Source organism: Hydrogenophaga sp., assembly GCF_030656115.1.
Lineage (GTDB): Bacteria > Pseudomonadota > Gammaproteobacteria > Burkholderiales > Burkholderiaceae_C > Hydrogenophaga.
Genome location: NZ_JAUSOO010000121.1, coordinates 24524 through 48776 on the forward strand (window position 1 = coordinate 24524; position 24253 = coordinate 48776).

Consider the following 24253-nt stretch of genomic DNA (forward strand, 5'->3'; position numbering starts at 1 on the left):
GTTACTCAAACCAGGGTTTACCCGGTATCACTCGGTGTGCTGGCGGTGCGCCTTAAGGCTTGGATTGCTGCTTGTTCGCGTGATCGCGAAGGCTCATCAACAGCGAATTGAGTTCGCGGCAGGCTCCATTCGCATCGCGTACGCGAAAGCAAGCCATGAACCGTTTGCGGGCCGCGGCGAGGTCCCGGGCGGGGTATCGCACCGTGCCGAGCAGGCGAACCACGGGGTCGCTGATGGAATCCATCAACATCGCAAAGGCGCGATTGTGCGTGGCTGCTGCCAGGCATCGATAAAACTCAAGCGAGCTGGACAAGCGCTTGGCGTCAGAGACATCCTTCACCGCGTCGACCGTGTCCTGTACCGCCTGCTCCAATGAGGTCATGTCGAGGTCCGTGGCGCGTTCACTGGCCAAGCGAACCACCGCATCAAGCAGATGGATGCGGACTTCAGTTAGATCGTCCAGAGAAATGGAACCCATCTCGACCAGATCGTTGACCGCCTGAGTGACACGACCGGAATCGGATGCGCGGATAAACGCCCCGCCTTTGACTCCCCGCACCAGAGTCAACAGGCCCGCATTTTCCAGACTGCGAAGGGCTTCGCGAACGGTGTTGCGGCCAACTTGAAGAAGCTCGGCCAACTCACGCTCAGGAGGCAACTTGTCGCCGGGCTTGAGGCGTCCACTGCTGAGTTGGTCGCGGATGCGCTGTTCTACGACCTCAAAAGTTCGCACCGATTGAACCGGCGTCAGATCAAGGGGGAGGGACGGGGAGACAGATGGCATGCACGTTCAACGGAAAGTCCGGTCTCAGTATATGACTGACGGAGCCTGCGAACCAGGGGCCATTGGCGTACGAAGTGGCGTGGTGCGCACGGGAGTACCTTGGCGCTCTTAGAATGGCGCACCCTCAAACGTTGAACTCTCAGAGTGAAGACCATCGAATCCTTGCGTCAACCAGACTTCGAAGCCATCGCTCCCATGCGTGCGGCCGATGAGATCGAAGCCCAGATCAGGGATTTGATCGCCAAGGGGCAACTGCGTCCCGGTGACAAGCTGCCTCCTGAACGGGATCTCGCGCAGCGTTTTAACGTGAGCCGCAATACATTGCGTGAAGCACTCCGCGCACTGGAGCAGGCCAAGCTCATCGAACTGCGCAAAGGTGCCCACGGCGGCGCGTTCGTGTTGCATGGCGACGCGGGTACCGTCGCCAACAGCATGCGAGACCTCTACCGCCTGGGTGCCATCACACCGCAGCAACTAACAGATGCCCGCATCTGGTTGAGCAAGGTGATTGTCGAGGTTGCTTGCGAAATGGCGACAACCGATGACCTGTTGCGTTTGCAGGCCAACGTCGATGCAACCATAGCGGCCGATGCGCGTGGCGATTTCGACGAACGTGCCAGGCTCAATCGTGAGTTTCACCTCGTGCTCGCCAGCATTACACGCAACCCGATCATTGAGAGCGCGATGAGAGGTGTCATGGGCATACTGGCCGACTTCATTCAGCAGATCGGACCCAGCGACAATGCCTTCATCATTCCCTCGCGGCGTCGCCTTCTCAAGCACCTGAACGCTCGCGATACGTTGGCTGCAACCGCGGAGATGAAGAAGTCGCTGGTGCGTTTGCACGACCAGTACCTTGCGCAGTGGACGGCGCGGCAGGCACAAACTTCTGATGCCCGCCGTTGAGAGCCCGGGTCTTGATGCGACCCACTTGGCGACATCCTTTGTGTCGCCTTGCAGCCTCAAAGATCCAAGACCAACAGCGGTGAGCGAGATCCCGAGCAGCACGGGATGATCGCTCCGTTCTCCTCGCGTTCCGCTTCGGTCAGGCATTCATCGCGATGGTCAGGAACACCGGAGATCACACGCGTCTTGCAGGTGCCACAAACACCCTGAGAGCAGGCGTACTGGATATCCACTCCCGCATCAAGCAACGCGTCCAGGATGGACATGCCCGCCGTCACGGACACCACCTTGCCGGAACGGCTCAACTGCACCTTGAATCCACCATCAAGTGCGGCTGTCTGACTGGCGGCAAATCGCTCGTAATGGACAGTGACTGGATCCCGCTGCCGCCCGGCCTCGATGAACGCATCAATCAGAGCCGAAGGTCCGCAGCAATAGAGATGGGCATTCCCGTCCGCCTTGGACACGATGTCGTGCACCGCCATGCGGCGCTGCTCGCCGGAGAAATAGAGGAACAACGTGCCGCTGCAGGCTTGGGCAATCCGTTCAAGTTCCTTCCGATAGGCCATGTGCGCTGGGGAACGTGCAGCGTAGTGAAGGATCCAGGGCTTACCCAGCCGGGACAGGCGTTCAATCATGGACAGCATGGGCGTGATGCCAATGCCGCCAGCGATGAGAACTGTGCTGGGGGCGTTTTCCACCAAAGGAAAGTCATTGCTTGGTGTGCAGGCCTTCAGCATGGTGCCAACCCGGGCCTGCGTGTGAAACCACTTTGATCCTCCCCGGCTGTCGGCCTCAAGTTTGACGGCGATGCGGTAGGCACCGGATTCACTTCCGTCATCGAGCAAGGAGTAGCTCCGCGACAGGCCTCCAGGAAGCTGGATGTCGATGTGGGACCCGGCTCTAGCAGGCGGAAGTTGAGCGCCGCTCGCGCAGACCAGTTCAAAGGAATGGATATCCACTGTCTGCTCGCAGATCTGACGGATACGAAGGTTCAGTGTGTCAGTTGTCATCTGGATTGCCTCGCTATTTGTAGAAGTAATGGGGGTGATCGTCAGCCTCTGCGGTGGGTCATCCGTGAAAACCACTAGACCGCGGCTCTGAAAATCCGGTACATTATATCAATGGTTCAACCATTACAAGGAGCAAAAATGCTGACGCGTGAAGACAATCAAAGGGTCACCCAGGTAGGGCCGGGAACAGAGATGGGGCAGTTGATGCGCCTCTACTGGATTCCCTTCCTGCTGTCCAAGGATGTGGATGTGGACGGCCAGACATACAAGGTCCGCCTGCTGGGGGAAGACCTGGTGGCCTATCGGGACACCGACGGACAAGTAGGCCTGGTGGACCATGCGTGTCCGCACCGTGGTGCGCCCATGGCGTTCGCCCGCAATGAAGATGGCGGCTTGCGCTGCATCTACCACGGCTGGAAGTTCGACACGACGGGCGCCTGCAGGGAGATGCCAGCCGAGCCGGCCAATTCGGCGATGTTGAAGAAAGTCAAGATCGCCGCCTACCCGGTGCGGGAGCGCAATGGCGTGCTGTGGGCTTACATGGGACCAGACGCCGACAATCCTCCACCGCTGCCTGACATAGAGTGGAACCTGGTGCCGGAGGAGCAGGTGGCGCTGACCATGCGCGTTCAGGAGTGCAACTGGCTGCAGGCGCTGGAGGGTGAAATCGATTCGGCTCACGCCGCCATCTTGCACGGCCGGGTGGACGTCGGTGGCATCATCAACCAGTGGAAGCAGGCGCAGGACCTGACCCCGACCTTTGAATGCGTTCAGCATTCTGTGGGTGTCAGCATCGCATCGCGCCGCAAGGTGGGCGATGACAAGAATTACATCCGGGTCAATCAGTTCCTGATGCCATTCTGGACCTTTGTTCCGCCGCAAGCCCAGTACCCCGACTTGAGTGGTCACGCCTGGGTGCCCATCGACGATCATCACACGCTGTGCCTGATGTTTTCGTACACGCCTGCCCAGCCGCTCTACGAAAAGACTCGCAAGGTATTCAAGGAAGGCTATGGTGGACGTGAGACAGGCCATGCATCGGAAGCCTCGTTCGAGAAGCGCTCGCCTGTGGAGCCGTACCACACCTACTGGAGCCGGTTCAATCGCGCGAATGCGTACCAGTTCGACTACGGGCTGCAAGTCAACAAATACAACTCGGGGTTGCCCGGTCTTTGGGTTCAAGACGCGGCTTGCCAGTCGGGCGTGGCCGCGGTGTACGACCGTTCAAAGGAACATCTGGGCACCAGCGACACAGGCATCGCCCGTACGCGTCGCATGTTGCTCGATAGCCTGCGCAAGCTTGGACAAGATGGCACCCGCCCCGAATCGGTCAATCAGCCAGACCGTTACATGTTGCGTGCGGCTTCCCTGACAGTTCCCGCAGGTGCCGACTGGATGAAAGAAGGCGAGCAGCACATGAAGGCCGAGCTGGGCAAGGACTTCGGTTACACCCCCTGAAAAAGAGCGCCTGTACCCAAGGCGCCTCTTTAGATAACCCACAACACTACCCTGGAGACAAATACTATGAAAACGAACTGGTATTCGGCACTGACGATCGTTGTTGCCACCTTGCTGGGCACGCATGCCGTGCAAAGTCACGCACAGGCTTATCCCAATCGGCCGATCAAGATTGTTGTTCCCTACGCAGCTGGAGGTTCCACCGATCAACTCGCGCGAATCATTCAGCAGCCGCTGAGCGAGGCGCTGGGGCAGCCCGTTGTCATCGAGAACAAGGCGGGTGCCGGTGGCACCATCGGTGTGGATCATGTGGTCCGTTCGCCTGCCGACGGCTACACACTGGTTTTCGGCAACACGGGACCCAATGCGGTAGTTTCTCTCATGCGCAAGCTGACGTACGACATCCATGCCGACTTGCAGCCTATCTCGACAGTGGCGATCACGCCCATGATTTTGGCAGTGCCGAGCAGCTCGCCGGCCAACAACGTGAAGGAGTTTCTCGCGCTCGCCAAGGCCAATCCGGGCAAGTTCAACTTCGGATCGGTAGGCGCTGGATCGCTTTCACATCTAACTGGGGAGTATTTCAACGAGTTGGCAGGCGTGCAGATTCAGCACATTCCTTACAAGGGCGGCGCGCCCATGCTGACGGCGTTTCTTGGCGGCGATCTGCAAGCGGCCTTCGTGACGGGGCTTGATGGTGGTGCAATGCTGGCAACCGGGCGGGTGAAGTATCTCGCGGTGGCGACGCCGCAAACCACGCACGTAGTGCCAGGACTGCCGGTTATCACCACAGATGTCCCGGGTTTCCAGAGCAACGCTTGGTTCGGGCTTCTCGCCCCGAAAGGAACGCCCGATGACGTGGTCGCCAAGATCAATGCGGCGGTGGTGGCTGCAGTCAAAAAACCTGAGATCCGAAAGCACTTTACAGATCGCAACGTCGAGCCCCGCAGCAGCACGCCTGTCGAGCTGAGCAACATCATTCGCGCCGAAATTACGCAATGGGCGCCCATCATCAAGAAGCACAAGATCGAAATGTGATCGGGTGTTTTTCGTCCACGCCATCCAGCAATATCAGCATGATTTCCAACATCGAAGAAGACTTTCCGGAATATCGCCCCCGGCCACGCGGTCAGGCGACAGCGCTGCAGGGCGTACGCATCATCGACTTCACGCATTTCATTGCGGGGCCCTTCGCGACCATGATCCTGGCGGACATGGGTGCGGATGTGCTGAAAATCGAGGCACCGGGCAAGGGTGACGACTTCCGTCAGTACCCACCCTTCGAACCCCAGCTCGAAGCGGGTGCGCCTTTTGTCTGGAGCAACCGCAACAAACGCAGCATCGCGCTGGACCTCAAGACCGAGGCCGGCTTGAAGGTGGCGCTCGAGCTGATCGCGCAGGCGGACGTGGTGGTGGAGAACTTTTCAACCGGGGTGATGGAACGCCTCGGTCTGGACTACGAGACCTGCAAGAAAAGCCGCCCTTCGCTCATCTACTGTTCGGTGTCAGCGTACGGACGTGAGGGCGAGTTCAAGGACCGGTTGGGATTCGATCCTGTGGTGCAGGCCGAGAGTGGTTTCGTTTCGATGAACGGCTACCCGGACCGGGAAGGTGTGCGAGCGCTCTCGCCGGTGATGGACATCAGCACGGCGATGATGGCGTCCAGCGCCATCCTGGGGGCACTCTTCGCGCGAACGCACACGGGCGAGGGGCAGGCCTTGGAGGTCGCGCTGTTTGACAACGCCGTGCTCATGACGGGCTACGCCTCGCTGCAACACCTCTTCACCGGGGATGAGCCCCGGCGACACGGCAACACCAGCCCGGATACCTGCCCCTCCGGCGTCTTCCAGGCCAGTGATCGGTCCTTCTACATCAACTGCGGCAACAACAAGATCTTTCAGCGCCTCATGTCGCAAGTGGTTGAATTGCCCGCGGTGGCCGCAGACCCACGTTTCGCGACGGGCAAGGGACGAACCGCCTGTCGCGACGAGCTGTTCGAGTTGCTGGGGCACGCGTTCGGACAACAGCCCTGGACTCATTGGCAGGGCCGCATGCGGCAGGCGGGTGTGCCTTGCGGCGAGGTGCGAACTGTCGGCGAGGCGATCCGATCGCCCGAAGCTCGGGCACGCGAGCTGGTGACCCGCATTCCCCACGAAACGTTGGGCTGGTTGCCTAACGTCAAGTTGCCCATCCGCTACGAAGGCACGCCCCTGGTTGACCCGCACCCCGCGCCAAAAGTCGGCGAGCACACGCACGATGTGCTGGCGGAAGTGTTGGGTTACAGCGAAGACCAGATCGCTGCCCTGGGCGATGCAGGTGCCTTTGGTGAGCGCAAGCTGCCGCTGGAGGGTGTGGTCTGATGGCCGAGCGCAGCTTGCGCGGACGCGTAGCCATCGTCGGCGCTGGCGAGACGCCCTATTACAAGCACGGACAGTCGCCGGACGCTGAGTTCAAGCTCGCAGTGAAAGCCATTCTCTCGGCCTGCGAGGATGCAGGCATCCATCCGCGTGACATCGACGGCTTTTCGTCATACAGCGATGACCGCAATGACGCGACGCGACTGGCCGCCGCTCTGGGCATCAAGCGTCTGCGATCTGCCACCATGCAGTGGGGCGGTGGGGGCGGGGGGTGTTGTGCGGCTGTGGCCAATGGTGCGGCCGCGATCGAGTCCGGCATGGCCGAATGCGTGGTGGTGTTTCGGGCTCTGGCTCAAGGGCAGTTCGGCCGCTTCGGGCAGACCACCGGCATTGAGACGATTTCGGGCGAAAAGGCGTATCTGATGCCCTATGGCGTGCTGGCTCCACCCCAGCGGTTCGCCATGCGCGTGCGCCGCTTCATGCACGAGCACGACATCCAGCAGGAGGCGTTGCGGGCCATCGCGCTGGCCTCGTACCACCACGCACAGGCCAACCCCCGCGCCTTGATGCACGGCAGGCCATTGGACGAAAAGACCTACGACGCCTCGCGATGGATAGTCGAGCCTTTTCACCTGTACGACTGCTGCATGGAGAACGATGGCGCAGCGGCTGTGGTGATGGTGCCCGCAGAGCGCGCACGCGACACACCCGACAAGGCTGTCTATGTGCTGGGTGCAGCGTCGGGTTCTGGCTATCGGGCGGGGGCGCACCCGCACAACGCACCTGACTACGCCAGCGCGAGCTTCACTACAGTCGTCCCCGACCTGTTTGCCATGGCGCGTGTGTCGCACAGTGACGTGGGTGTCGTGCAGAGCTACGAGAACTTCACCGGCGGGGTGTTGATGGCGTTGATCGAACACGGCCTGTTCACCGCGAAGCAAGCCAACAACTTTCTGCAACTGGAGAACCTGATCGCGCCATCGGGACGGCTGCCGCTCAACACAAGCGGTGGGAACCTCGCGGAGTGCTACATACACGGCTTCGAATTGGTGCTTGAGGCTGTGCGGCAGGTTCGCGGCGTGTCGACCAGCCAAGCCAATCGCAACGACGTGGCACTGGTGATCGGTGGGCCAATGGTATCCCCCGTGAGCAGCCTGTTGCTGGGTAAGGAGAGCGTGCTGTGAGCGGGACCAACCACTATTACTTGCCAGAAGGGCTGCCCATTCCGGTCGCCGAACCCGACGGCCTCTCGGCCGCGTTCTGGAAAGGCCTCCGGGAAGAGTGCTTGCTGGTGCAGAGGTGCCCGCACTGCCATACATGGCAGCATGGACCAGAGTGGCTTTGCCACCGTTGCCATGCCTTTGACTTGGAGTGGGCGCAGGTCGAGCCACGTGGCCAGATCTACAGTTGGGAGCGCGTCTGGCACCCCGCCCACGCGGCATTGCGAGGACACACGCCGTACCTCGCCGTGTTGGTGGAGCTGCCGCACGCCGGATCGGTTCGCATGGTGGGCAACCTGCTCGGAGACCCGATGCAGGAAGTGTCCATTGGTGCTGATGTCATAGGCGTGTTCGAGCACCACACGGGCGCATTGCCACCGTACTCTCTGTTGCAGTGGCGACTGGCATGATGTCAGAGACCGGTCCTGCGTACGATCTGATCGTGGTGGGCGCGGGCGGCATGACCACTGTGCTTTGCGCAGCCCATCTGGGGTTGAAGGTGCTGTTGTGCGAGGCGTCGGATCAGGTGAGTGGCACCACCGTCTTTTCCGCCGGGACCTTTTGGATTCCGGGCAACCACCCGTCGCGCTTGACCGGCATGCTCGACACTGTGGACGAGGCGCGTCGCTACCGCAATGCCGTGGTAGGCCCACAGGAGCTGCGCGGTCTGCGGGAAGCGTTGTTTGAAATTGGCGCGGCAGCCATGGAATTTCTGCATCGGCACACACAGGTGCGCTTCGTTCCTGCCGGCCTGCACCCGGACTACCTGCAGCGGGAAGGAGCGGCCACGCCCGGCGGTGGCGCCGGTGCCCTACGACGGCAAGCTTTGCCACATGCCAAACCCCTGCCTGGCCGCGCTGGGACAGGGGCTTTTCTTAGCATTTCCCATCTGGCCAGCGGACGCTGGCAGCAGCACTGGACTGGCCACCGGCGCCGATGGACGCGTGCTCGACTCTGCCGACCGTGTCATCGACGGTCTGTTCGCAGTGGGCAACGACATGGCCTCTCCCATGCAAGGGACCTACCCGGGGCCCGGCATCACTCTGGGGCTCTACGTAACCTTCGGCAATCGGTCTGCCTGTTTCGCGGCTTCGCTGTGCGCTCCCTGATTGCGCGCGATACCGCATGTTCCCTTCCTATTTGAAACACCATGACTTCTGACACATCGACTGGTGGCCCCCTGCACGGCCTGCGGGTAGTGGAGTTCGCCGGCCTGGGACCCGCTCCCTTTGCATGCATGCTGCTCGCCGACATGGGAGCTGACGTGGTCACCATCGATCGCCCTGGCAAGAGGCTGGGTGACCCCACGAACATTGTTGGACGTGGACGCCGGACCGCAGTGGCGGACCTGAAGGATGCCGCCGACCGGGATAAAGTCAAGACGCTGCTGGCCGGTGCGGATGTGCTGGTGGAAGGTTTCCGGCCGGGCGTAATGGAGCGCCTCGGGCTGGGGCCTGACGACTTGCACGCAGGCTTGATCTACTCCCGCATGACCGGATGGGGCCAGACCGGCCCACTGGCCCAACAAGCGGGGCACGACATCAACTACATCGCGCTGACGGGAGCCCTGCACGCCATCGGCCCGCGCGAAGGCCCACCGGTGCCTCCGCTGAATCTGATAGGGGACTATGGTGGTGGCAGTCTGTACTTGGTGGTTGGCATTCTGGCGGCATTGCTGGAGCGCCAGCGGTCGGGCAAAGGGCAGGTCGTTGATGCCGCGATCACGGATGGGACACTGTCGTTGATGACCCATTTTTTTGCCAGCGCCTTGCGGGGAACGCACACCGAACAGCGAGGCACCAACCTGCTCGACGGCGGCGCGCCTTTCTACGGCGTGTACGAGACTGCCGACCAGCGTTATGTCAGTGTGGGACCTATAGAACCACCGTTTTTCGCCATCCTGTGCGAGAAGTTGGAGATCGACATCGCTCTGCGGGATGCCCAGAGTGACCGCAGCCGCTGGCCCCAGTTGCGTCGATCCATGGAGCAGGCGTTTCGTCGTCGCACGCGAAACGAGTGGATGGTGATGCTTGAGAACACCGACGCGTGTGTCACCCCGGTGCTTGCCCTGTCCGAGGTCAGCGCACACCCCCACCATATTGCGCGCGGTGCGTTCGTCGAGATTGAGGGTCTGATCCAGCCCGCACCCGCTCCCCGGTTCTCGCGCACCGCCTCCAGCGTCAGGCATGGCGTACCCTCCGCGACCACCGAGCTCGCGGCGGTTTGCCTAGAGTGGGCGGCCCCTAGATGAATAAATCCGGACAGATCATGCCCACCGATTCCATTGCTGTGTCGCCCACCTTGATGTGGACGGACGACTTTCTTCTTGGGCACTGCGGTATTGACGCCAGCCACACTGAGTTCGTCGATCAGATGGTGCGGCTTCAAGGTGCGGATGACCGCGCGATACCCGATTGTTTTGACGGATTCGTGACACACCTCCGTACGCATTTCGAGGCTGAGAATCAGCTCATGCTCGACACTGATTTCCCACCGAGGCAGTGTCACATGGACGAGCACGCGGCAGTGCTGCAATCAGTGTTGGAGGTGCAGCAATCGCTAAAAAGCGGGCGACTCAACGTCGCCAGGGAACTGATCTGTGCGTTGGCTGAGTGGTTTCCAAAGCACACTCAACATCTCGATTCTGCGTTGGCACACTGGGCGAACAAGAAGCGACTGGGGGGCAAACCCGTGGTGATTAAAAGAGGTCTTAAGCTTCACGCTTGAACACTGTTGTGAACCGCCCCGGTTTTCGTGGAGGCTGGTTGCCTTAAATCAGGCCGCTACCGCAGCTTGGTTGGCGACCTGCCGGTCATAGTTTGCCTCAGCATCGTTTGGGGGATGTCGCCGATGGGTTCTAGCAACCTGCGGTGGTTGCACCCTGCGCCCACTGGCTGGACGGACGCGATCTGAAGCCGACCCTGGCGTTGGACGCGCTGATCACCGTTGCGTGTGCGGAGCGTTTCGCGTTGCAGCCGGACCGGGTTGCACCCGAGCTGTTCCCTTCCGGTGCGCAAAGGCCGCCAGTGCCGCCCCTGCGGCGTGCATGACATCCGGCCTCGCCGCACACCCCACCAACCCTGGGCGCCGCGCCGACCCCACCGCATGGCGCAGCCACACCGACCACTGGGCGCCTTGATCCCACACCGGCGACCGGGTCCCGGTCGTTGACCGTTGGGCTGTCTTGCCCCATCTGGCATTCATCTTGCATGCGTTCTTGTATCCAAGATGGAATGCTTTAACATGGTGCAAGAAACAAACCCCCGTTCCGATGCTTCCCCGCCCAACGCCGACCGCTGGGCACCCCAGGCGTGGATCCACCGGCCCGAGCAGCCCCTGGCGGGTGCCGCCCAGGGGCCGCTGGCCGGCCTGCGCTTCGCCGTCAAGGACAACATCGACGTGGCGGGCTGGCCCACCACGGCCGCCTGCCCGGCGTTTGCCTACACGCCAGAGGCACACGCCAAAGCGGTGCAGCGGCTGCTGGATGCTGGTGCATCGCTGGTGGGCAAAACCAATCTGGACCAGTTTGCCTGTGGGCTGAGCGGCACGCGCTCCCCCTACGGCGCGGTGCCCAACGCCATCAACGCGCTGTATGTGTCGGGTGGCTCCAGCTCCGGCTCGGCCTACGCGGTGGCCACCGGCCAGGTCGACTTTGCGCTGGGCACCGACACCGCCGGTTCGGGCCGGGTGCCCGCTGGCCTGAACAACATCGTGGGGCTGAAACCCTCGCGTGGCCTCATCAGCGCGCGCGGTGTGGTGCCGGCCGCCCAGTCGGTGGACTGCGTGTCGATCTTTGCCACCACCGTGGCGCGCGCCGCCGAGGTGCTGGCGGTGGCCATGGCGCACGACCCGGCCGACCCGTACGCCCGCCGCCTGACCCTGGCCGATGCACCGTTTCCGACCAGCTTCCGTTTCGGGGTGCCCGACACGCTCAGCTTCATGGGAGACGCCGCGGCGAGCACCGCCTTTCAGCAGGCCGTGCAGCGGCTGCAGGCCCTGGGGGGCGAGGCGGTTGCCATCGACTACGCGCCGCTGGCCGCCTGTGCCGACATGCTGTACGGCAGTGCGCTGATCGCGGAACGCTACACCGCCGTGCGCGACTTTGTCGATGCGCATGAAGAGGCGCTGATCGAGCCCGTGCGCAGCATCATCGCGTCGGGGCGCGCGCCCAGCGCCGCCGACCTGTTTGCCGCGCAGAACCGCCTGGCCGCGCTGGCGCAGCAGGCCGCCCAGCTGTGGCAGGGCATCGATCTGCTGGTGGTGCCCACGGCCCCCACCCACTACACCATCGAAGCCATGCAGGCCGACCCGGTGGCGCTCAACCGCAACCTGGGCGCCTACACCAACTTCGTCAACCTGCTCGACTACGCGGCCCTGTCGGTGCCCGCCAGCCTGCGTGCCGACGGCCTGCCGTTTGGCATCACGCTGATCGGCCGCTGCGGCAGCGACTGGCAACTGGCCGAGCTGGGCCAGCGCTTCCACCACGCCACCGGCCTGCCGCAGGGCGCCACCGGCCTGCCCCTGCCAGCGATGCAGCCCATCGCGGGCCTGAAAGCCGCACCGGCCCCCAGTGTGCGGGTGGCGGTGGTCGGCGCCCATCTGTCCGGCATGCCGCTCAACAGCCAGCTCACCGAGCGCGGCGCCACGCGGGTGGCCTGCACCCACACGGCGGCGCAGTACCGCCTGTACGCCCTGCCCAACACCACCCCGCCCAAGCCGGGCCTGTTGCGGGTGCATCCGGGCGAAGGCCAGGCGATCGAGATCGAGGTGTGGGACATGCCGCTGGCGCACTACGGCAGCTTCGTCGCGCTCGTGCCCTCACCCCTGTCCATCGGCACGCTGCAACTGGCCGACGGCACCCACGTGCAGGGCTTCCTGTGCGAGCCGCTGGCGCTCGATGGCGCCACCGACATCACGCACCTGGGGGGCTGGCGCGCCTACATCGCATCGCTCAATCCGCCCCAACAGGCCATTGCCTGACCCGCTGGCACCACGCCCCTGGCCTTGCCCGACCTTTTTTCACCCACCTTGCAGGAGTTCCCCATGAATCCATTCCGTCCCGCCTCCGCCGCCGCATTTCCGGCCTCCCCACGTCGGCGCAACGTGCTGCAGCTCGGGGCCGCCGGGGCCGCTCTGGGCCTGCTGGGCGCGCCCGCCGTGCTGCGCGCGCAGACCGCCCCCAAGATCCGCATCGGCTACTGGCCCATCGCCGCCGGTCTGCCGTTCTACAGCGCCATTGAACTCGGTTACTTCAAGGAAGCCGGCCTCGATGTGGAGCCCCTGAAGTTCGCCGGTGCACAGCAGGTGATGGAGGCGGTGCTCTCGGGCCGCGCCGACGGCACCGCCAACGGCACCGGCTCGGCCAACATCGCCATCGGCGAACTCGCTCAGCCGGGCACGTTCAAGATCTTCTGCTCGAACCCGAGCAACGTGAAGAACGTGCTCGACGAGATCATCGTGCCCGTGGCCAGCCCGGCCAAGACCATTGCCGACCTCAAAGGCAAACGCATCGCCTCCGGCCCCGGCATCCAGAACGTGACCCTGGCCAAGACGGTGCTGGAGCGCGGCGGCGCCACCGGCGCCACCGTGGTCGAGCTGCCCATTGGCCAGCACGTGGCCGCGCTCGCCGCCGGCCAGATCGACGGCGCCTACACGCTGGAGCCCACCGGCACCATCGGCCGCATGAACGGCACCAGCCGCGTGCTGGAGGCCGGTGTGATCGCGCACTACGTGCTGGGCGACCCGATGGCGCCGTGGTTTGGTGGCTCGGCATCGCTTTCGTCGGAATTCATCAAGAAGCACCCGGACGCGGCCAAGAAGTTCGTCGCCGCTTACGGCAAGGGCGTGGCCTACGTGCGCAGCAAGTCCACCGAGGCGCGCCAGTACCTCAAGGGCTACACCGCCATTGAAGGCGCACTCACCAGCGAAGTGCCCCTGGCGGCGTACACGATGTACAACGAATTCACCCCGGCCGACGTGGCGCACTTCCAGAAGTTCTTTGATCTGTTTGCCGACAAGGGCATCTTCAGCAAGCGCTTGCTGGTTGACTCCATGCTTTACAAGGGTTGAAGTCCATGGCCACCCCGACCGCTGTCAACGAAGCCGCCGCCCCCTGGGTGCCGCCGGCATCCCGCGAAGCGCCGCCTGCGCCACGCAAAGCCGACTGGGGCAAGGCCCTGCCTTTCGTGGGTCCGGTCGTGCTCTTCATCATCTGGGACCTGGCCGTGCGGCTGGGTTTCATCAAAGCCATCCTGCTGCCGCCCCCCGTCGACGCGCTGGGCGCGCTGTTGGGCGGCCTGGCGGGCGGGCCGCTGCTGGGCGACTTCCTGGTCACCGTGTGGCGCACCGTGCAGGCCTTTCTGATCGCCGCCGTGGTCGGTATGCCGCTGGGCGTGCTGCTGGGCAGCAACGAGAAGGCGTACCGCAGCGTGGAGTTCCTGATCGACTTCTTCCGCTCCACACCCTCGTCGGCGCTGATCCCGCTGTTCCTCATGATCTTCGGCGTGAGCGACATCAACAAGGTCGCCATCGCCGCCTTCGGCGCCCTGCTGATCGTGGTGTTCAACAGCGCCTACGGCGTGATCAATGCGCGCAAGCAGCGCGTGATGGCGGCCAAGGTGATGGGCGCCACGCGCTGGCAGGTGTTCAAGGACGTGCTGATCTGGGAGAGCCTGCAACCGAGCTTCGTGGGCCTGCGCTCCGCGGTTTCCATGGCGCTGGTGATCGTGATCGTGGCCGAGATGTTCATCGGCGCCGACAGCGGCCTGGGCAACCGCATCATCAACTCGCAGCAGGTGATGAACGTGAAAGACATGTACGCCTCCATCCTCGCCGCCGGTGCGCTGGGGTATGCGCTGAACGTGCTGTTCCTCTTGATCGAAAGAAAGATTGTTCACTGGAGTGGACGGTAATGAAGCTCCCCCGCCGCGCTTTGCGCGACCCCCTCAAGGGGGCGGCGCCTGCGGCCCGGCCAAGCCGGTTCCGCGGCACCCCCGAACGTTGTCTCCGACTGGAGTTCCCATGTCCGTTGTATTGAATGCCCCTGTCTTCGCCGAGGTGCCTGTGCCGGCCTTCAAACCCGGCCCGGCCGGCACGCACATCACCATCCGCGGCCTCACCAAATACTTCGCGGGCTGGCCGCTGTACGAGAACTTCGACCTCGACATCCCCAAGCACAAAATAGTTTCGGTGTTCGGCCCCAACGGCTGCGGCAAAAGCACGCTGATCAACATGATCGCGGGCCTGATTCCCATCGACAGCGGCGAGATCCTGTTCGACGGCAAGAGCCTCAAGGACACCAAGATCGGCTACGTGTTCCAGAACTACCGCGAAGCCATGTTCCCGTGGATGCGCACCATCGACAACATCGCCTACCCGCTCAAGCTCGAAGGCAAGAGCAAGGCCGAGGTGGACCGGCGCATGACCGAGCTGGTGGCCTCGTTCGACGTGAAGTTCGACCTGAACCGCTACCCCTACGAACTCTCGGGCGGGCAGCAGCAGACCGCGTCGATCATGCGGGCGCTGGCGCCCAACCCCGAGGTGCTGTTCCTGGACGAACCGTTCTCCGCGCTGGACTTCGAGATGACGCTGTTCATCCGCGAAAAGCTGCAGGAGGTGTTCATGCAGACCGGCACCACCATGGTGCTGGTCTCGCACGATCTGGAAGAGGCGGTGTACCTGGCCGACCAGGTGCTGTTGCTCACCAAGCGGCCCACCCAGGTGGCCGAGATCCTGCCCTACGACGATCCGCGTCCGCGCACCACGGCCACGCTGTCCGAGCCGAGCTTCATTGCGGCCAAGAAGCGCAGTCTGGAGATTTTTCAGCACGAGGTGCGCCGGTGACCCCCGACGAAACCCTCGCCTACGTGCAGGCCGCCGCCGTGGCGGTGCGCCTGCCGCTGGACGCTGCCCAGGCCGCGCGCGTGGCACTGCACTTGCAACGCACCGCCGCCATGGCCGCGCTGCTCGACGCATTCGAGCTGGCCGTGCACGACGAACCCGCCGAGCTGTTTCGGCCCGCTCCCTTTGAACAACCCCGCTGACCCACGCCATGACATCGCCCCCGCTTTCCCTTGCCCAGACGGCACACGCGGTCGCCCGCGGTGAACGCCGCGCCACCGATGTGATCGAGGCCTGCATCGCCCGCATCGAGGCCACCGAGGCGCGCGTGAACGCGTTCACCGGCACCCGCTTCGATGCCGCACGCGCCCAGGCGCAACGGGTGGACGCCCAGCGCGCCCGGGGCGAGCCACTGGGCCCGCTGGCCGGCGTGCCGTTCGCGGTGAAGAACCTGTTCGACATCGCGGGCGAGGTGACCCTGGCGGGCTCCAAGGTGAACCGCTCGCACCCACCCGCCACCGCCGACGCGGTGCTGGTGCAGCGCCTGCAGGCTGCCGGGGCGGTGCTGGTGGGTTCCCTCAACATGGACGAATACGCCTACGGTTTCACCACCGAAAACACCCACTACGGTGCCACCCGCAACCCGCACAACCTGCGCTGCGTGGCGGGCGGCTCGTCGGGCGGATCGGGTGCGGCGGTGGCGGCCGGTCAGGTGCCGCTCACGCTGGGTTCGGACACCAACGGATCGATCCGCGTGCCGTCGTCGTTCTGCGGCATCTGGGGCCTCAAGCCCACCTTCGGGCGGCTCTCGCGGCGCGGCAGTTTTCCGTTCGTGCACAGCATCGACCACCTGGGCCCCTTGGCCGACGACCTGCCCGGCCTGGCACTGGCCTACGACGCCCTGCAAGGCCCCGACCCGCTCGACCCCGGCTGCCTGGCCAAGGGCATGGCGCCGGTGGTGCACGCGCTGAACCTCGGCGTCAAGGACCTGCGCATCGGCGTGCTGGGCGGCTACTTCACCGAGCACGCCACGGCCCCCGCGCAACAGGCGGTGTCGCTGGCCGCCGACGCCCTGGGCGCGCACACCGTGGTGCACCCGGGCGTGCCGTGGCCCGACGCGGCGCAGGCCCGCGCAGCGGCCTTCATCGTCACCGCCAGCGAAGGCGGCAGCCTGCACCTGCCCGCGCTGCGCGAACACGCAGCCGACTACGAACCCCTGTCGGTGGACCGCCTGATCTCGGGCGCGCTGCAACCGGCCACCTGGTACGCCCGCGCGCAGCGCTTTCGCCGTGTCTACCGCGACAAGGTGAACGACCTGTTTCGCCACTGGGACGTGCTGATCGCGCCGGCCACGCCCCTGGCCGCGCCAGAAATCGGCACCGAATGGTTCGACATCAACGGCCAGCGCTTTCCGTGCCGTCCGTCCATTGGCCTGCTGACACAACCGATCTCGTTCTCGGGCTGCCCCGTGGTGACGGCACCCCTGTGGCCCACGGGCACGGGCGGCCTGCCGATAGGCGTGCAGCTCATCGCCGCACCCTGGCGCGAAGACCTGGCGTTTCGCGCCGCCCAGGTGCTGGCGCAAAGCGGCGTGGCACATGTGAAAGAGGTGACCCTGTGAGCCCAACCGAAGCCCTTGCCATCAACCGGCCCGAGGTGTTGGCCGAGGTCACCGCCGCCTTCGAGCGCTACGAAGCGGCGCTGGTGAGCAACGACGTGGCCGTGCTCGACGAGCTGTTCTGGAACAGCCCGCACACGCTGCGCTTCGGTGCCACCGAGAACCTGTACGGCTACGAGGCGATCCGCGCGTTCCGGGCGGCACGCCCCTCGGTGGGGCTGGCGCGCACGCTGTCCCACACCGTCATCACCACCTACGGGCAGGACTTCGCCACGGCCAACACCGAGTTCCTGCGCACCGGCAGCGAACGCACCGGCCGGCAAAGCCAGACCTGGCTGCGCACGCCCGAGGGCTGGCGCGTGGTGTCGGCCCACGTCAGTCTGTTGAGTGCCTGAGCGTTTGAGCGTCTTTCAATGACCCCGATTTCCCGTTGTTTCTTTCCATCCACTGCAGGAGCTTTCCCCATGAGCCACTTCCTTTCCAACCGCCGCGATTCCCTCAAAACCCTGGCTGCTCTGGGCGCAGCGGCTGCCAGCCCGCTGGCCTTCGCGCAGAAACCCATCACCGTGGGCGTGATCTACGTCGGCCCGCGCGACGACTACGGCTACAACCAGGCCCAGGCCGAGGCCGCCGCACAGCTCAAGAAGATGCCGGGCGTGAAGGTGGTGGAAGAAGAGAACGTGCCCGAGACCGCGGCCGTGCAGCGCACCATGACCGGCATGATCGCGCAGGACGGGGCGAGCCTGATCTTCCCCACGTCCTTCGGCTATTTCGACCCGCACATGCTGGCGGTGGCGGCCAAGTTCCCCGACGCGCGTTTCGCCCACTGCGGCGGCATGTGGACCGAGGGCAAACACCCGAAGAACACCGCCAGCTTCTTCGGCTACATCGACGAGTGCCAGTACCTCAACGGTGTCATCGCCGGGCACATGAGCAAGAGCAAGAAGATCGGCTTCATCGCCGCCAAGCCGATCCCGCAGGTGCTGCGCAACATCAACGCCTTCACCATGGGCGCGCGCTCGGTCGACCCGAAGATCACCTGCAATGTGATCTTCACCGGCGACTGGTCGATGCCGGTCAAGGAAGCCGAGGCCACCAACAGCATGGCCGACCAGGGCGTGGACGTGTTCACCATGCACGTCGACGGCCCCAAGGTGATCGTGGAGACCGCGGCCAAGCGCGGCAAGATGGTCTGCGGCTACCACGCCAGCCAGGCCAAGCTCGCACCCCAGGCCTACCTCACCGGCGCCGAATGGAACTGGCTCACCGCCTACACCGCCTTCATCGAGGCGGCGCGCAGCGGCAAACCGCACCCGAACTTCGTGCGCGGCGGCCTGAAGGACGGCTTCGTGAAGATGTCGGCCTACGGCCCCATGGTCACCGACGCGGCGAAGAAGCAGGCCGACAGCGTGAAGGCGCAGATGGTGGCCGGCGGCTTCGACATCTTCAAAGGCCCGCTCAAGGACAACAAGGGCGCCACCATCATCCCCGCCGGCAAGGCCTTCAAGCAGACCGACCTGGAACTCGAAAAGATGAACTACCTGGTCGAAGGCGTGAACGGCAGTGTCTAGAGAACACCCCCGCGCTGCGCTGGCAGCGCGTCACCCATTCAAGGGGGCGATGCCCGTGGCCCGGCGAAGCCGGTTCCACGGCATCTCTGGGGCGAGACACCTCGCCACCGGAGATCGCTTGAACAGGCACGGCCTTTGCTGAGGTACATCCCATGCGCAACATCCTCCTTCCCGTCGGCGCCATCGTGGTGGCCCTGCTGCTGTTCGGCCTCATCGTCTCGTTCGCGGGGGTGAACCCGGTCGAGGTCTGGGTGCTGCTGTTCAAGGGCGCCTTCGGCGACGGGTACTCGTGGCAGAACACGCTGCAGCGCGCCGCGCCGCTGATGCTGACGGCGCTGTGCGTGGCGATCCCCGCGCGCGCCGGCCTGGTGGTGATCGGTGGCGAGGGCGCGCTGGTGCTCGGTGGCCTCGCCTGCGCCGCGCTGGCCCAGGCCCTGCCGCTGCCCACCAACCTCGCCGGCACGGTGATGGTGTGTGTGGCCGGTGCGCTCGCCGGCGCGCTGTGGGTGGCGCTGGCGGGCTGGCTGCGCCAGTACCGCGGCATCAACGAAACCATCAGCAGCCTGCTGCTGGCCTACGTGGCCATCGGTCTGTTCAAGCACCTGGTGGAAGGGCCGCTGCGCGACCCCGCCAGCCTCAACAAACCGTCCACCCCCGCGCTCGACGAGGGCCTGCTCATCAGCACCATCGCCGGCTCCGACGTGCACTGGGGCCTGGTGATCGGCGTCGTGGTGTGCCTGGTCGCGGGCCTGTGGCTGCGCCTCACGCCCTCGGGTTTTGCCGTGCGCGTGGTCGGCGGCAACCCGCGCGCGGCCCAGCTGGTGGGCCTGCCCGCCACGCAGCTGGTGGTGCTGGCCTGCGCGCTCGGCGGTGCGGCCGGCGGGCTGGCCGGGGCCATCGAGGTGGCCGCCGTGCACACCAGCGCCAACGCCGCGCTGATCGCGGGTTATGGCTACGCCGGCATCCTGGTCTCGTTCATGGCGCGGCACAACCCGGTGGCGGTGATCCCGGTGGCCATCCTGTTCGGCGGTTTCGGCGCCGCCGGCAGCCTGCTGCAGCGCCGCCTCGGCCTGCCCGACGCCTCGGTGCTGCTGCTGCAGGGCATCGCCTTCGTGCTGATCCTGGCCAGCGAAGCGCTGCGCGACACCGACTGGAAAGCCTGGTTCGCCAAGCTCGCCCGCGTCCCCTCGGATGGGCCGGCGCCACAGGGAGAGAAGGCATGACCGCAGTGCGAAGCATGGAGGATTTCGAATGACCGCAGACCAACTCATCATCTTCCTCTCCGGCATCGTCGGTGGCGCGTTGCGCGTGGGCGTGCCCTTCCTGTTCGTGAGCCTGGGCGAGTGCCTGACCGAAAAGTCGGGCCGCATCAACCTCGGCCTCGAAGGCGTGCTCGTGCTCTCGGCCATGACGGCTTTCGGCGCGTCGTACCTCAGCGGTTCGCCCTGGGTCGGCGTGCTGGCCGGCGCGGTGGCCGGTGCGCTGCTGGCCACGCTGCACGGTCTGCTGTGCTCGCTGCCGCGCGTCAACGATGTGGCCACCGGCATCGCGCTCATGCTGCTGGGCATGGGCCTGGCGTTCTACCTCGGCAAGCCGCTGATCCAGCCGCAGGCGCCGCAACTGCCCGCGCTGTCGCTGGGCGGCTGGAGCGACTCGCCCGCCGTGCGCTCGGCGCTGGAGGTCAACGCGCTGCTGCCGCTCGGGCTGCTCATGGCGGTTCTGTTGTGGTGGGCGTTCGCCAACACGCGCCTCGGTCTGCTGGTGCGCCTGGCCGGCGATTCGGCCAACGCCACGCGCGCGCTGGGCTATTCGGTCTCGGGCATCCGCATCGCCGCCACCGCGGCGGGTGGTTTCATCGCCGGCCTGGGCGGCGCTTCGCTCACGCTGTTCTACCCCGGCAGCTGGAACGAAGGCATCTCCAGCGGCCAGGGTCTGATCGCCGTGGCGCTGGTGATCTTCGCGCGCTGGAGCCCCCTGCGCTGCGTCGGCGCGGCCCTGCTGTTCGGCGGCGCGGGCGCCATCGGCCCGGCGCTGCAGTCGGTCGGCATCGGCTGGGGTTACCACCTGTTCAACATCGTGCCCTATGTGCTCACGCTGCTGATCCTGGTGATCACCTGCCGCCCCGGCGTGGTCGTGCCGGGCAGTCCGGGCGAACTTTCATCAACACGCTAGGAGCAAGAACATGAGCGGACTCGGCGGACTCAACAAATCGAAGCACGGCGTGGTCGTGGGCCTGGTGCAGCTGCAGTTGCCGGTGGTGGACACGCCGGCGCAGCTCGCGGCACAGACGCAGCGCATTTGCGACCTGGTGGGCAAGGCGCGGCGCAACCAGGGCACGATGGACCTGGTGGTGTTCCCCGAGTACGCGCTGCACGGCCTCTCCATGAGCACGGCGCCCGAGCTCATGGTTTCGCTCGACGGCCCGGAGGTGGCGGCCTTCCGGCAGGCCTGTGTGGACCACCACATCTGGGGCTGCTTTTCCATCATGGAGACCAACCCCGGCGGTTGCCCGTACAACAGCGGCCTCATCATCGACGACACCGGTGCCATCCGGCTCTACTACCGCAAGTTGCACCCCTGGGTGCCGGTGGAACCCTGGGAACCCGGCAACCTCGGCGTGCCGGTGTGCGACGGCCCGAACGGCAGCAAACTCTCGCTCATCATCTGCCACGACGGCATGTTCCCCGAGATGGCGCGCGAGGCGGCGTACAAAGGCGCGGAAATCATCCTGCGCACCGCCGGCTACACCGCGCCCATCCGCCACGCCTGGAAGATCACCAACCAGGCCAACGCCTTCCAGAACCTGGCCATCACCGCCAGCGTCTGCCTGTGCGGCAGCGACGGCACGTTCGACTCCATGGGCGAGGGCATGTTCTGCAGCTTCGACGGCACCGTGATCGCCGAGGGCGGCGGGCGGGTGGACGAAATCATCACCGCCGAACTCCGGCCCGATCTGGTGCGCGAGGCGCGCCAGGGCTGGGGCGTGGAAAACAACATTTACCAGCTCTACCACCGGGGCTATGTGGCGGTGAAGGGCGGCGCGCAGGACTGCCCCTACACCTACATGCACGACATGGCCGCCGGCACCTACCGGCTGCCCTGGCAGGTGGACGTGACCGACGGCACGCCCTGCGGGTTCGATGCACCCACACGCTCGTACAAAGGCCCGGAGACGCACCCGCTGATGCCGGATTCGGCGGTGATCACCCTGAAGAAAGCCGCTTGACGCCATGGAACGCTTCATCGACGCCCACCCCTACGCCTGGCCCTACAACGGCGACCTGCGGCCCGAGAACACCGCGCTGATCGTGATCGACATGCAGACCGACTTCTGCGGCATCGGCGGTTACGTGGACCAGATGGGTTACGACATCTCGCTCACGCGAGCGCCCATCGCGCCACTGCAAACGCTGATGGCTGCGATGCGCAGCGCCGGCTACACGGTCATGCACACCCGCGAAGGCCACCGGCCCGACCTCTCGGACCTGCCAGCCAACAAGCGCTGGCGCTCGCGCCAGATCGGCACCGGCGGCGTGGGCATTGGCGACGACGGGCCCTGCGGGCGCATCCTGGTGCGCGGCGAACCGGGCTGGGAGCTGATCCCCGAACTCGCGCCGCTGCCGGGCGAGGTGGTGATCGACAAGCCGGGCAAGGGCTCGTTCTACGCCACCGACCTGGAGCTGCTGCTGCGCACGCGTGGCATCAGCAACCTGCTGCTCGCGGGCATCACCACCGACGTGTGCGTGCACACCACCATGCGCGACGCCAACGACCGCGGCTTCGAATGCCTGCTGCTGTCGGACTGCACCGCCGCCACCGACCGGGGCAACCACGAGGCCGCGCTGAAGATGATCACCATGCAGGGCGGCGTGTTCGGCGCGCACGCCCTTTCAACCGCTGTTCTGGACGCATTGACATGAACGACAACGCTCCCATCGGCGGCCTGCCGCCCGGCACCGGCGCACTGGCGCTGGACACCTACGACATGGGCATGCGCTTTGGCAGCTTCCACGCGCTGCAGGGCGTGAGCATGAAGGTCGCGCCGGGCACGGTGCACGCCCTGCTGGGCGAAAACGGCGCCGGCAAGAGCACGCTGGTGAAGTGCGTGGCCGGCTTCCAGCGGCCCACCTCGGGCAGCATCCTGATCGACGGGCGCGAACAGGCCATTCCCAACCCGGTGGTCGCGCGCACCCTGGGCATCGGCATGGTCTACCAGCACTTCACGCTGGCGCCGGGCATGACGGTGGCCGAGAACCTGCTGCTTGCTGGGGGCCAGACACCGTCGGTGATTCACTGGAAGCAGCAGCGTGCGGGGCTGGCCCAGTTTCTGAAAACCACGCCCTTCCAGCTCGACCTGGACGCGCGCCCGCAGGAACTGGCCGCCGGCGAAAAGCAGAAGCTGGAGCTGCTCAAGCAGCTCTACCTGAAACCCCGCCTGCTGATCCTGGACGAACCCACCTCGGTGCTCACACCGCAGGAGGCCGACGAGGTGCTGGGCCATGTGCGCGAGTTCGCGCGCAGCGGCCAGTGCACGGTGCTGATCATCACGCACAAGTTCCGCGAGGTGATGGCCTACGCCGACGACGTGACGGTGTTGCGCCGTGGCCAGGCGGTGCACCACTGCGCCGTGGCCGGCACCACGCCGGCGCTGCTGGCGCAGGCCATGGTGGGCGGCGCGGCCGAAAGCGCAGACAGTGTCGAGCCGGCGGCCCGAACCGACGCCCCGGCCCGCGGCGCGGAGTCGCTCGCGGTCCAGGGCCTGCAGGTGATGGGCGACCGCGGCACGCTGGCCGTGCAGGACCTGAGCCTGGCCGTGGCCAGCGGCGAGATTCTGGGCGTGGCCGGCGTGTCGGGCAACGGCCAGCGCGAGCTGGTGGAGGCGCTGGTGGGCCAGCGTCCCCGCGCCGCCGGCACGGTGACGGTGCAGGGCCAGCCCTACGCCGCGCGGCGCGAGGAGAACCACCGCCTGAAGGTGCGCAGCCTGCCCGAAGAACCGCTGCGCAACGCCTGCGTGGGCGACCTGTCGGTGGCCGAAAACATGGCCTTGCGCGACTTCGACCGCGCGCCGCTGTGCAGCGGGGGCCGCCTGCGCTTCGGCCAGTGGCGCAGCCGCGCACGCGAATGGATCGCCGGCTACGGCATCAAGACCCAGGGCGAGGACGCTCCCATCCGCAGCCTCTCGGGCGGCAACGTGCAGCGCGCGGTGCTGGCGCGCGAGCTGCACGGCGACATCAACGTGCTGATCGCGGCCAACCCGGTGTTCGGCCTGGACTTCGCGGCGGTCAGGGAAATCCACACCCGGCTGCGCGGCGTGCGCGACCGGGGCGGCGCGGTGCTGCTGATCAGCGAGGACCTGGACGAACTGCTGGAGCTGGCCGACCGCATCGTGGTGATGAGCGAGGGTCGCATCGTGTTCGAGACGCCCGGCCCCGGGGCCAACCGACAGACCCTGGGGGCCCACATGGGCGGCGGCCATTGACGCAGCGC

General features: G+C 65.4%; 24 protein-coding genes. 22 read left to right on the plus strand and 2 right to left on the minus strand.

The window, feature by feature from the left end; translation table 11 throughout:
* Window positions 1-52: 52 nt before the first annotated feature.
* Window positions 53-784, minus strand: a complete 732-nt coding sequence (locus Q7J58_RS14705) for a GntR family transcriptional regulator (RefSeq protein WP_304829519.1) — start codon at window positions 782-784, stop codon at window positions 53-55.
* 144 nt (window positions 785-928) lie between these two features.
* On the opposite strand from Q7J58_RS14705, the gene Q7J58_RS14710 reads away from it, so the two are divergent.
* Window positions 929-1690 (plus strand): GntR family transcriptional regulator, encoded by a 762-nt coding sequence (locus tag Q7J58_RS14710; protein ID WP_304829522.1) that lies wholly within the window; start codon window positions 929-931, stop codon window positions 1688-1690.
* A 56-nt stretch (window positions 1691-1746) separates the two neighbouring features.
* Here Q7J58_RS14710 and Q7J58_RS14715 read toward each other — a convergent pair whose 3' ends face one another.
* A complete protein-coding gene (locus tag Q7J58_RS14715; RefSeq protein ID WP_304829525.1) occupies window positions 1747-2703 on the minus strand; it encodes a PDR/VanB family oxidoreductase in 957 nt (318 codons plus the stop codon).
* Window positions 2704-2841: 138 nt separating this feature from the next.
* On the opposite strand from Q7J58_RS14715, the gene Q7J58_RS14720 reads away from it, so the two are divergent.
* The 21 genes from Q7J58_RS14720 (at window position 2842) to Q7J58_RS14820 (ending at window position 24245) form a co-directional block, all read left to right on the plus strand.
* A complete protein-coding gene (locus Q7J58_RS14720; RefSeq protein ID WP_304829528.1) occupies window positions 2842-4161 on the plus strand; it encodes a Rieske 2Fe-2S domain-containing protein in 1320 nt (439 codons plus the stop codon).
* Between the two features lie 66 nt (window positions 4162-4227).
* Window positions 4228-5199: a tripartite tricarboxylate transporter substrate binding protein gene (locus tag Q7J58_RS14725; protein ID WP_304829531.1), complete on the plus strand. Its 972-nt coding sequence runs from the start codon at window positions 4228-4230 to the stop codon at window positions 5197-5199.
* Between the two features lie 38 nt (window positions 5200-5237).
* Window positions 5238-6521 (plus strand): CoA transferase, encoded by a 1284-nt coding sequence (locus Q7J58_RS14730; protein WP_304829534.1) that lies wholly within the window; start codon window positions 5238-5240, stop codon window positions 6519-6521.
* On the plus strand, window positions 6521-7702 hold the full coding sequence (locus Q7J58_RS14735; protein WP_304829537.1) for an acetyl-CoA acetyltransferase: 1182 nt from the start codon (window positions 6521-6523) through the stop codon (window positions 7700-7702). The genes Q7J58_RS14730 and Q7J58_RS14735 overlap by 1 nt, the downstream gene beginning before the upstream one ends.
* Complete coding sequence (locus Q7J58_RS14740; RefSeq protein WP_304829541.1) at window positions 7699-8148, plus strand: OB-fold domain-containing protein; 450 nt, start codon at window positions 7699-7701, stop codon at window positions 8146-8148. Before Q7J58_RS14735 ends, Q7J58_RS14740 begins: the two co-directional genes overlap by 4 nt.
* A 423-nt stretch (window positions 8149-8571) precedes the next feature.
* Window positions 8572-8847, plus strand: coding sequence for an FAD-binding protein (locus Q7J58_RS14745; RefSeq protein ID WP_336623499.1), 276 nt, complete (start codon window positions 8572-8574; stop codon window positions 8845-8847).
* Between the two features lie 41 nt (window positions 8848-8888).
* On the plus strand, window positions 8889-9989 hold the full coding sequence (locus Q7J58_RS14750) for a CaiB/BaiF CoA-transferase family protein (protein WP_304829547.1): 1101 nt from the start codon (window positions 8889-8891) through the stop codon (window positions 9987-9989).
* A gap of 17 nt (window positions 9990-10006) precedes the next feature.
* The gene (locus tag Q7J58_RS14755) at window positions 10007-10465 is read left to right on the plus strand and encodes a hemerythrin domain-containing protein (protein ID WP_304829550.1); all 459 of its coding nucleotides are present in this window, start codon (window positions 10007-10009) and stop codon (window positions 10463-10465) included.
* A gap of 516 nt (window positions 10466-10981) precedes the next feature.
* Window positions 10982-12718 (plus strand): allophanate hydrolase, encoded by a 1737-nt coding sequence (gene atzF / locus Q7J58_RS14760; RefSeq protein ID WP_304829553.1) that lies wholly within the window; start codon window positions 10982-10984, stop codon window positions 12716-12718.
* Window positions 12719-12781: 63 nt separating this feature from the next.
* Window positions 12782-13807, plus strand: a complete 1026-nt coding sequence (locus tag Q7J58_RS14765; protein ID WP_304829556.1) for an ABC transporter substrate-binding protein — start codon at window positions 12782-12784, stop codon at window positions 13805-13807.
* Window positions 13808-13812: 5 nt separating this feature from the next.
* The gene (locus Q7J58_RS14770; protein WP_304829559.1) at window positions 13813-14649 is read left to right on the plus strand and encodes an ABC transporter permease; all 837 of its coding nucleotides are present in this window, start codon (window positions 13813-13815) and stop codon (window positions 14647-14649) included.
* 109 nt (window positions 14650-14758) lie between these two features.
* A complete protein-coding gene (locus tag Q7J58_RS14775; protein WP_304829562.1) occupies window positions 14759-15580 on the plus strand; it encodes an ABC transporter ATP-binding protein in 822 nt (273 codons plus the stop codon).
* Window positions 15577-15780 carry an AtzG-like protein gene (locus Q7J58_RS14780; protein WP_304781305.1) on the plus strand — a complete coding sequence of 68 codons (204 nt, stop codon included), beginning with the start codon at window positions 15577-15579 and terminating at the stop codon, window positions 15778-15780. Before Q7J58_RS14775 ends, Q7J58_RS14780 begins: the two co-directional genes overlap by 4 nt.
* Window positions 15781-15788: 8 nt before the next feature.
* Complete coding sequence (locus tag Q7J58_RS14785) at window positions 15789-17198, plus strand: AtzE family amidohydrolase (protein ID WP_304829565.1); 1410 nt, start codon at window positions 15789-15791, stop codon at window positions 17196-17198.
* Window positions 17195-17590 (plus strand): oxalurate catabolism protein HpxZ, encoded by a 396-nt coding sequence (hpxZ, locus tag Q7J58_RS14790; protein ID WP_304829568.1) that lies wholly within the window; start codon window positions 17195-17197, stop codon window positions 17588-17590. The genes Q7J58_RS14785 and hpxZ overlap by 4 nt, the downstream gene beginning before the upstream one ends.
* A gap of 69 nt (window positions 17591-17659) precedes the next feature.
* Entirely contained in the window at window positions 17660-18766 is a 1107-nt protein-coding gene (locus Q7J58_RS14795; protein WP_304829571.1) for a BMP family ABC transporter substrate-binding protein, read from the plus strand.
* 152 nt (window positions 18767-18918) lie between these two features.
* Entirely contained in the window at window positions 18919-19989 is a 1071-nt protein-coding gene (locus Q7J58_RS14800; RefSeq protein ID WP_304829574.1) for an ABC transporter permease, read from the plus strand.
* 28 nt (window positions 19990-20017) lie between these two features.
* Window positions 20018-20938 (plus strand): ABC transporter permease, encoded by a 921-nt coding sequence (locus tag Q7J58_RS14805; protein WP_304829577.1) that lies wholly within the window; start codon window positions 20018-20020, stop codon window positions 20936-20938.
* 10 nt (window positions 20939-20948) lie between these two features.
* Window positions 20949-21992: a formamidase gene (locus Q7J58_RS14810; protein WP_304829580.1), complete on the plus strand. Its 1044-nt coding sequence runs from the start codon at window positions 20949-20951 to the stop codon at window positions 21990-21992.
* 4 nt (window positions 21993-21996) lie between these two features.
* The gene (locus Q7J58_RS14815) at window positions 21997-22686 is read left to right on the plus strand and encodes an isochorismatase family cysteine hydrolase (RefSeq protein WP_304829583.1); all 690 of its coding nucleotides are present in this window, start codon (window positions 21997-21999) and stop codon (window positions 22684-22686) included.
* Window positions 22683-24245 (plus strand): ABC transporter ATP-binding protein, encoded by a 1563-nt coding sequence (locus tag Q7J58_RS14820; RefSeq protein ID WP_304829586.1) that lies wholly within the window; start codon window positions 22683-22685, stop codon window positions 24243-24245. Before Q7J58_RS14815 ends, Q7J58_RS14820 begins: the two co-directional genes overlap by 4 nt.
* The last annotated feature ends 8 nt before the right edge of the window (window positions 24246-24253 follow it).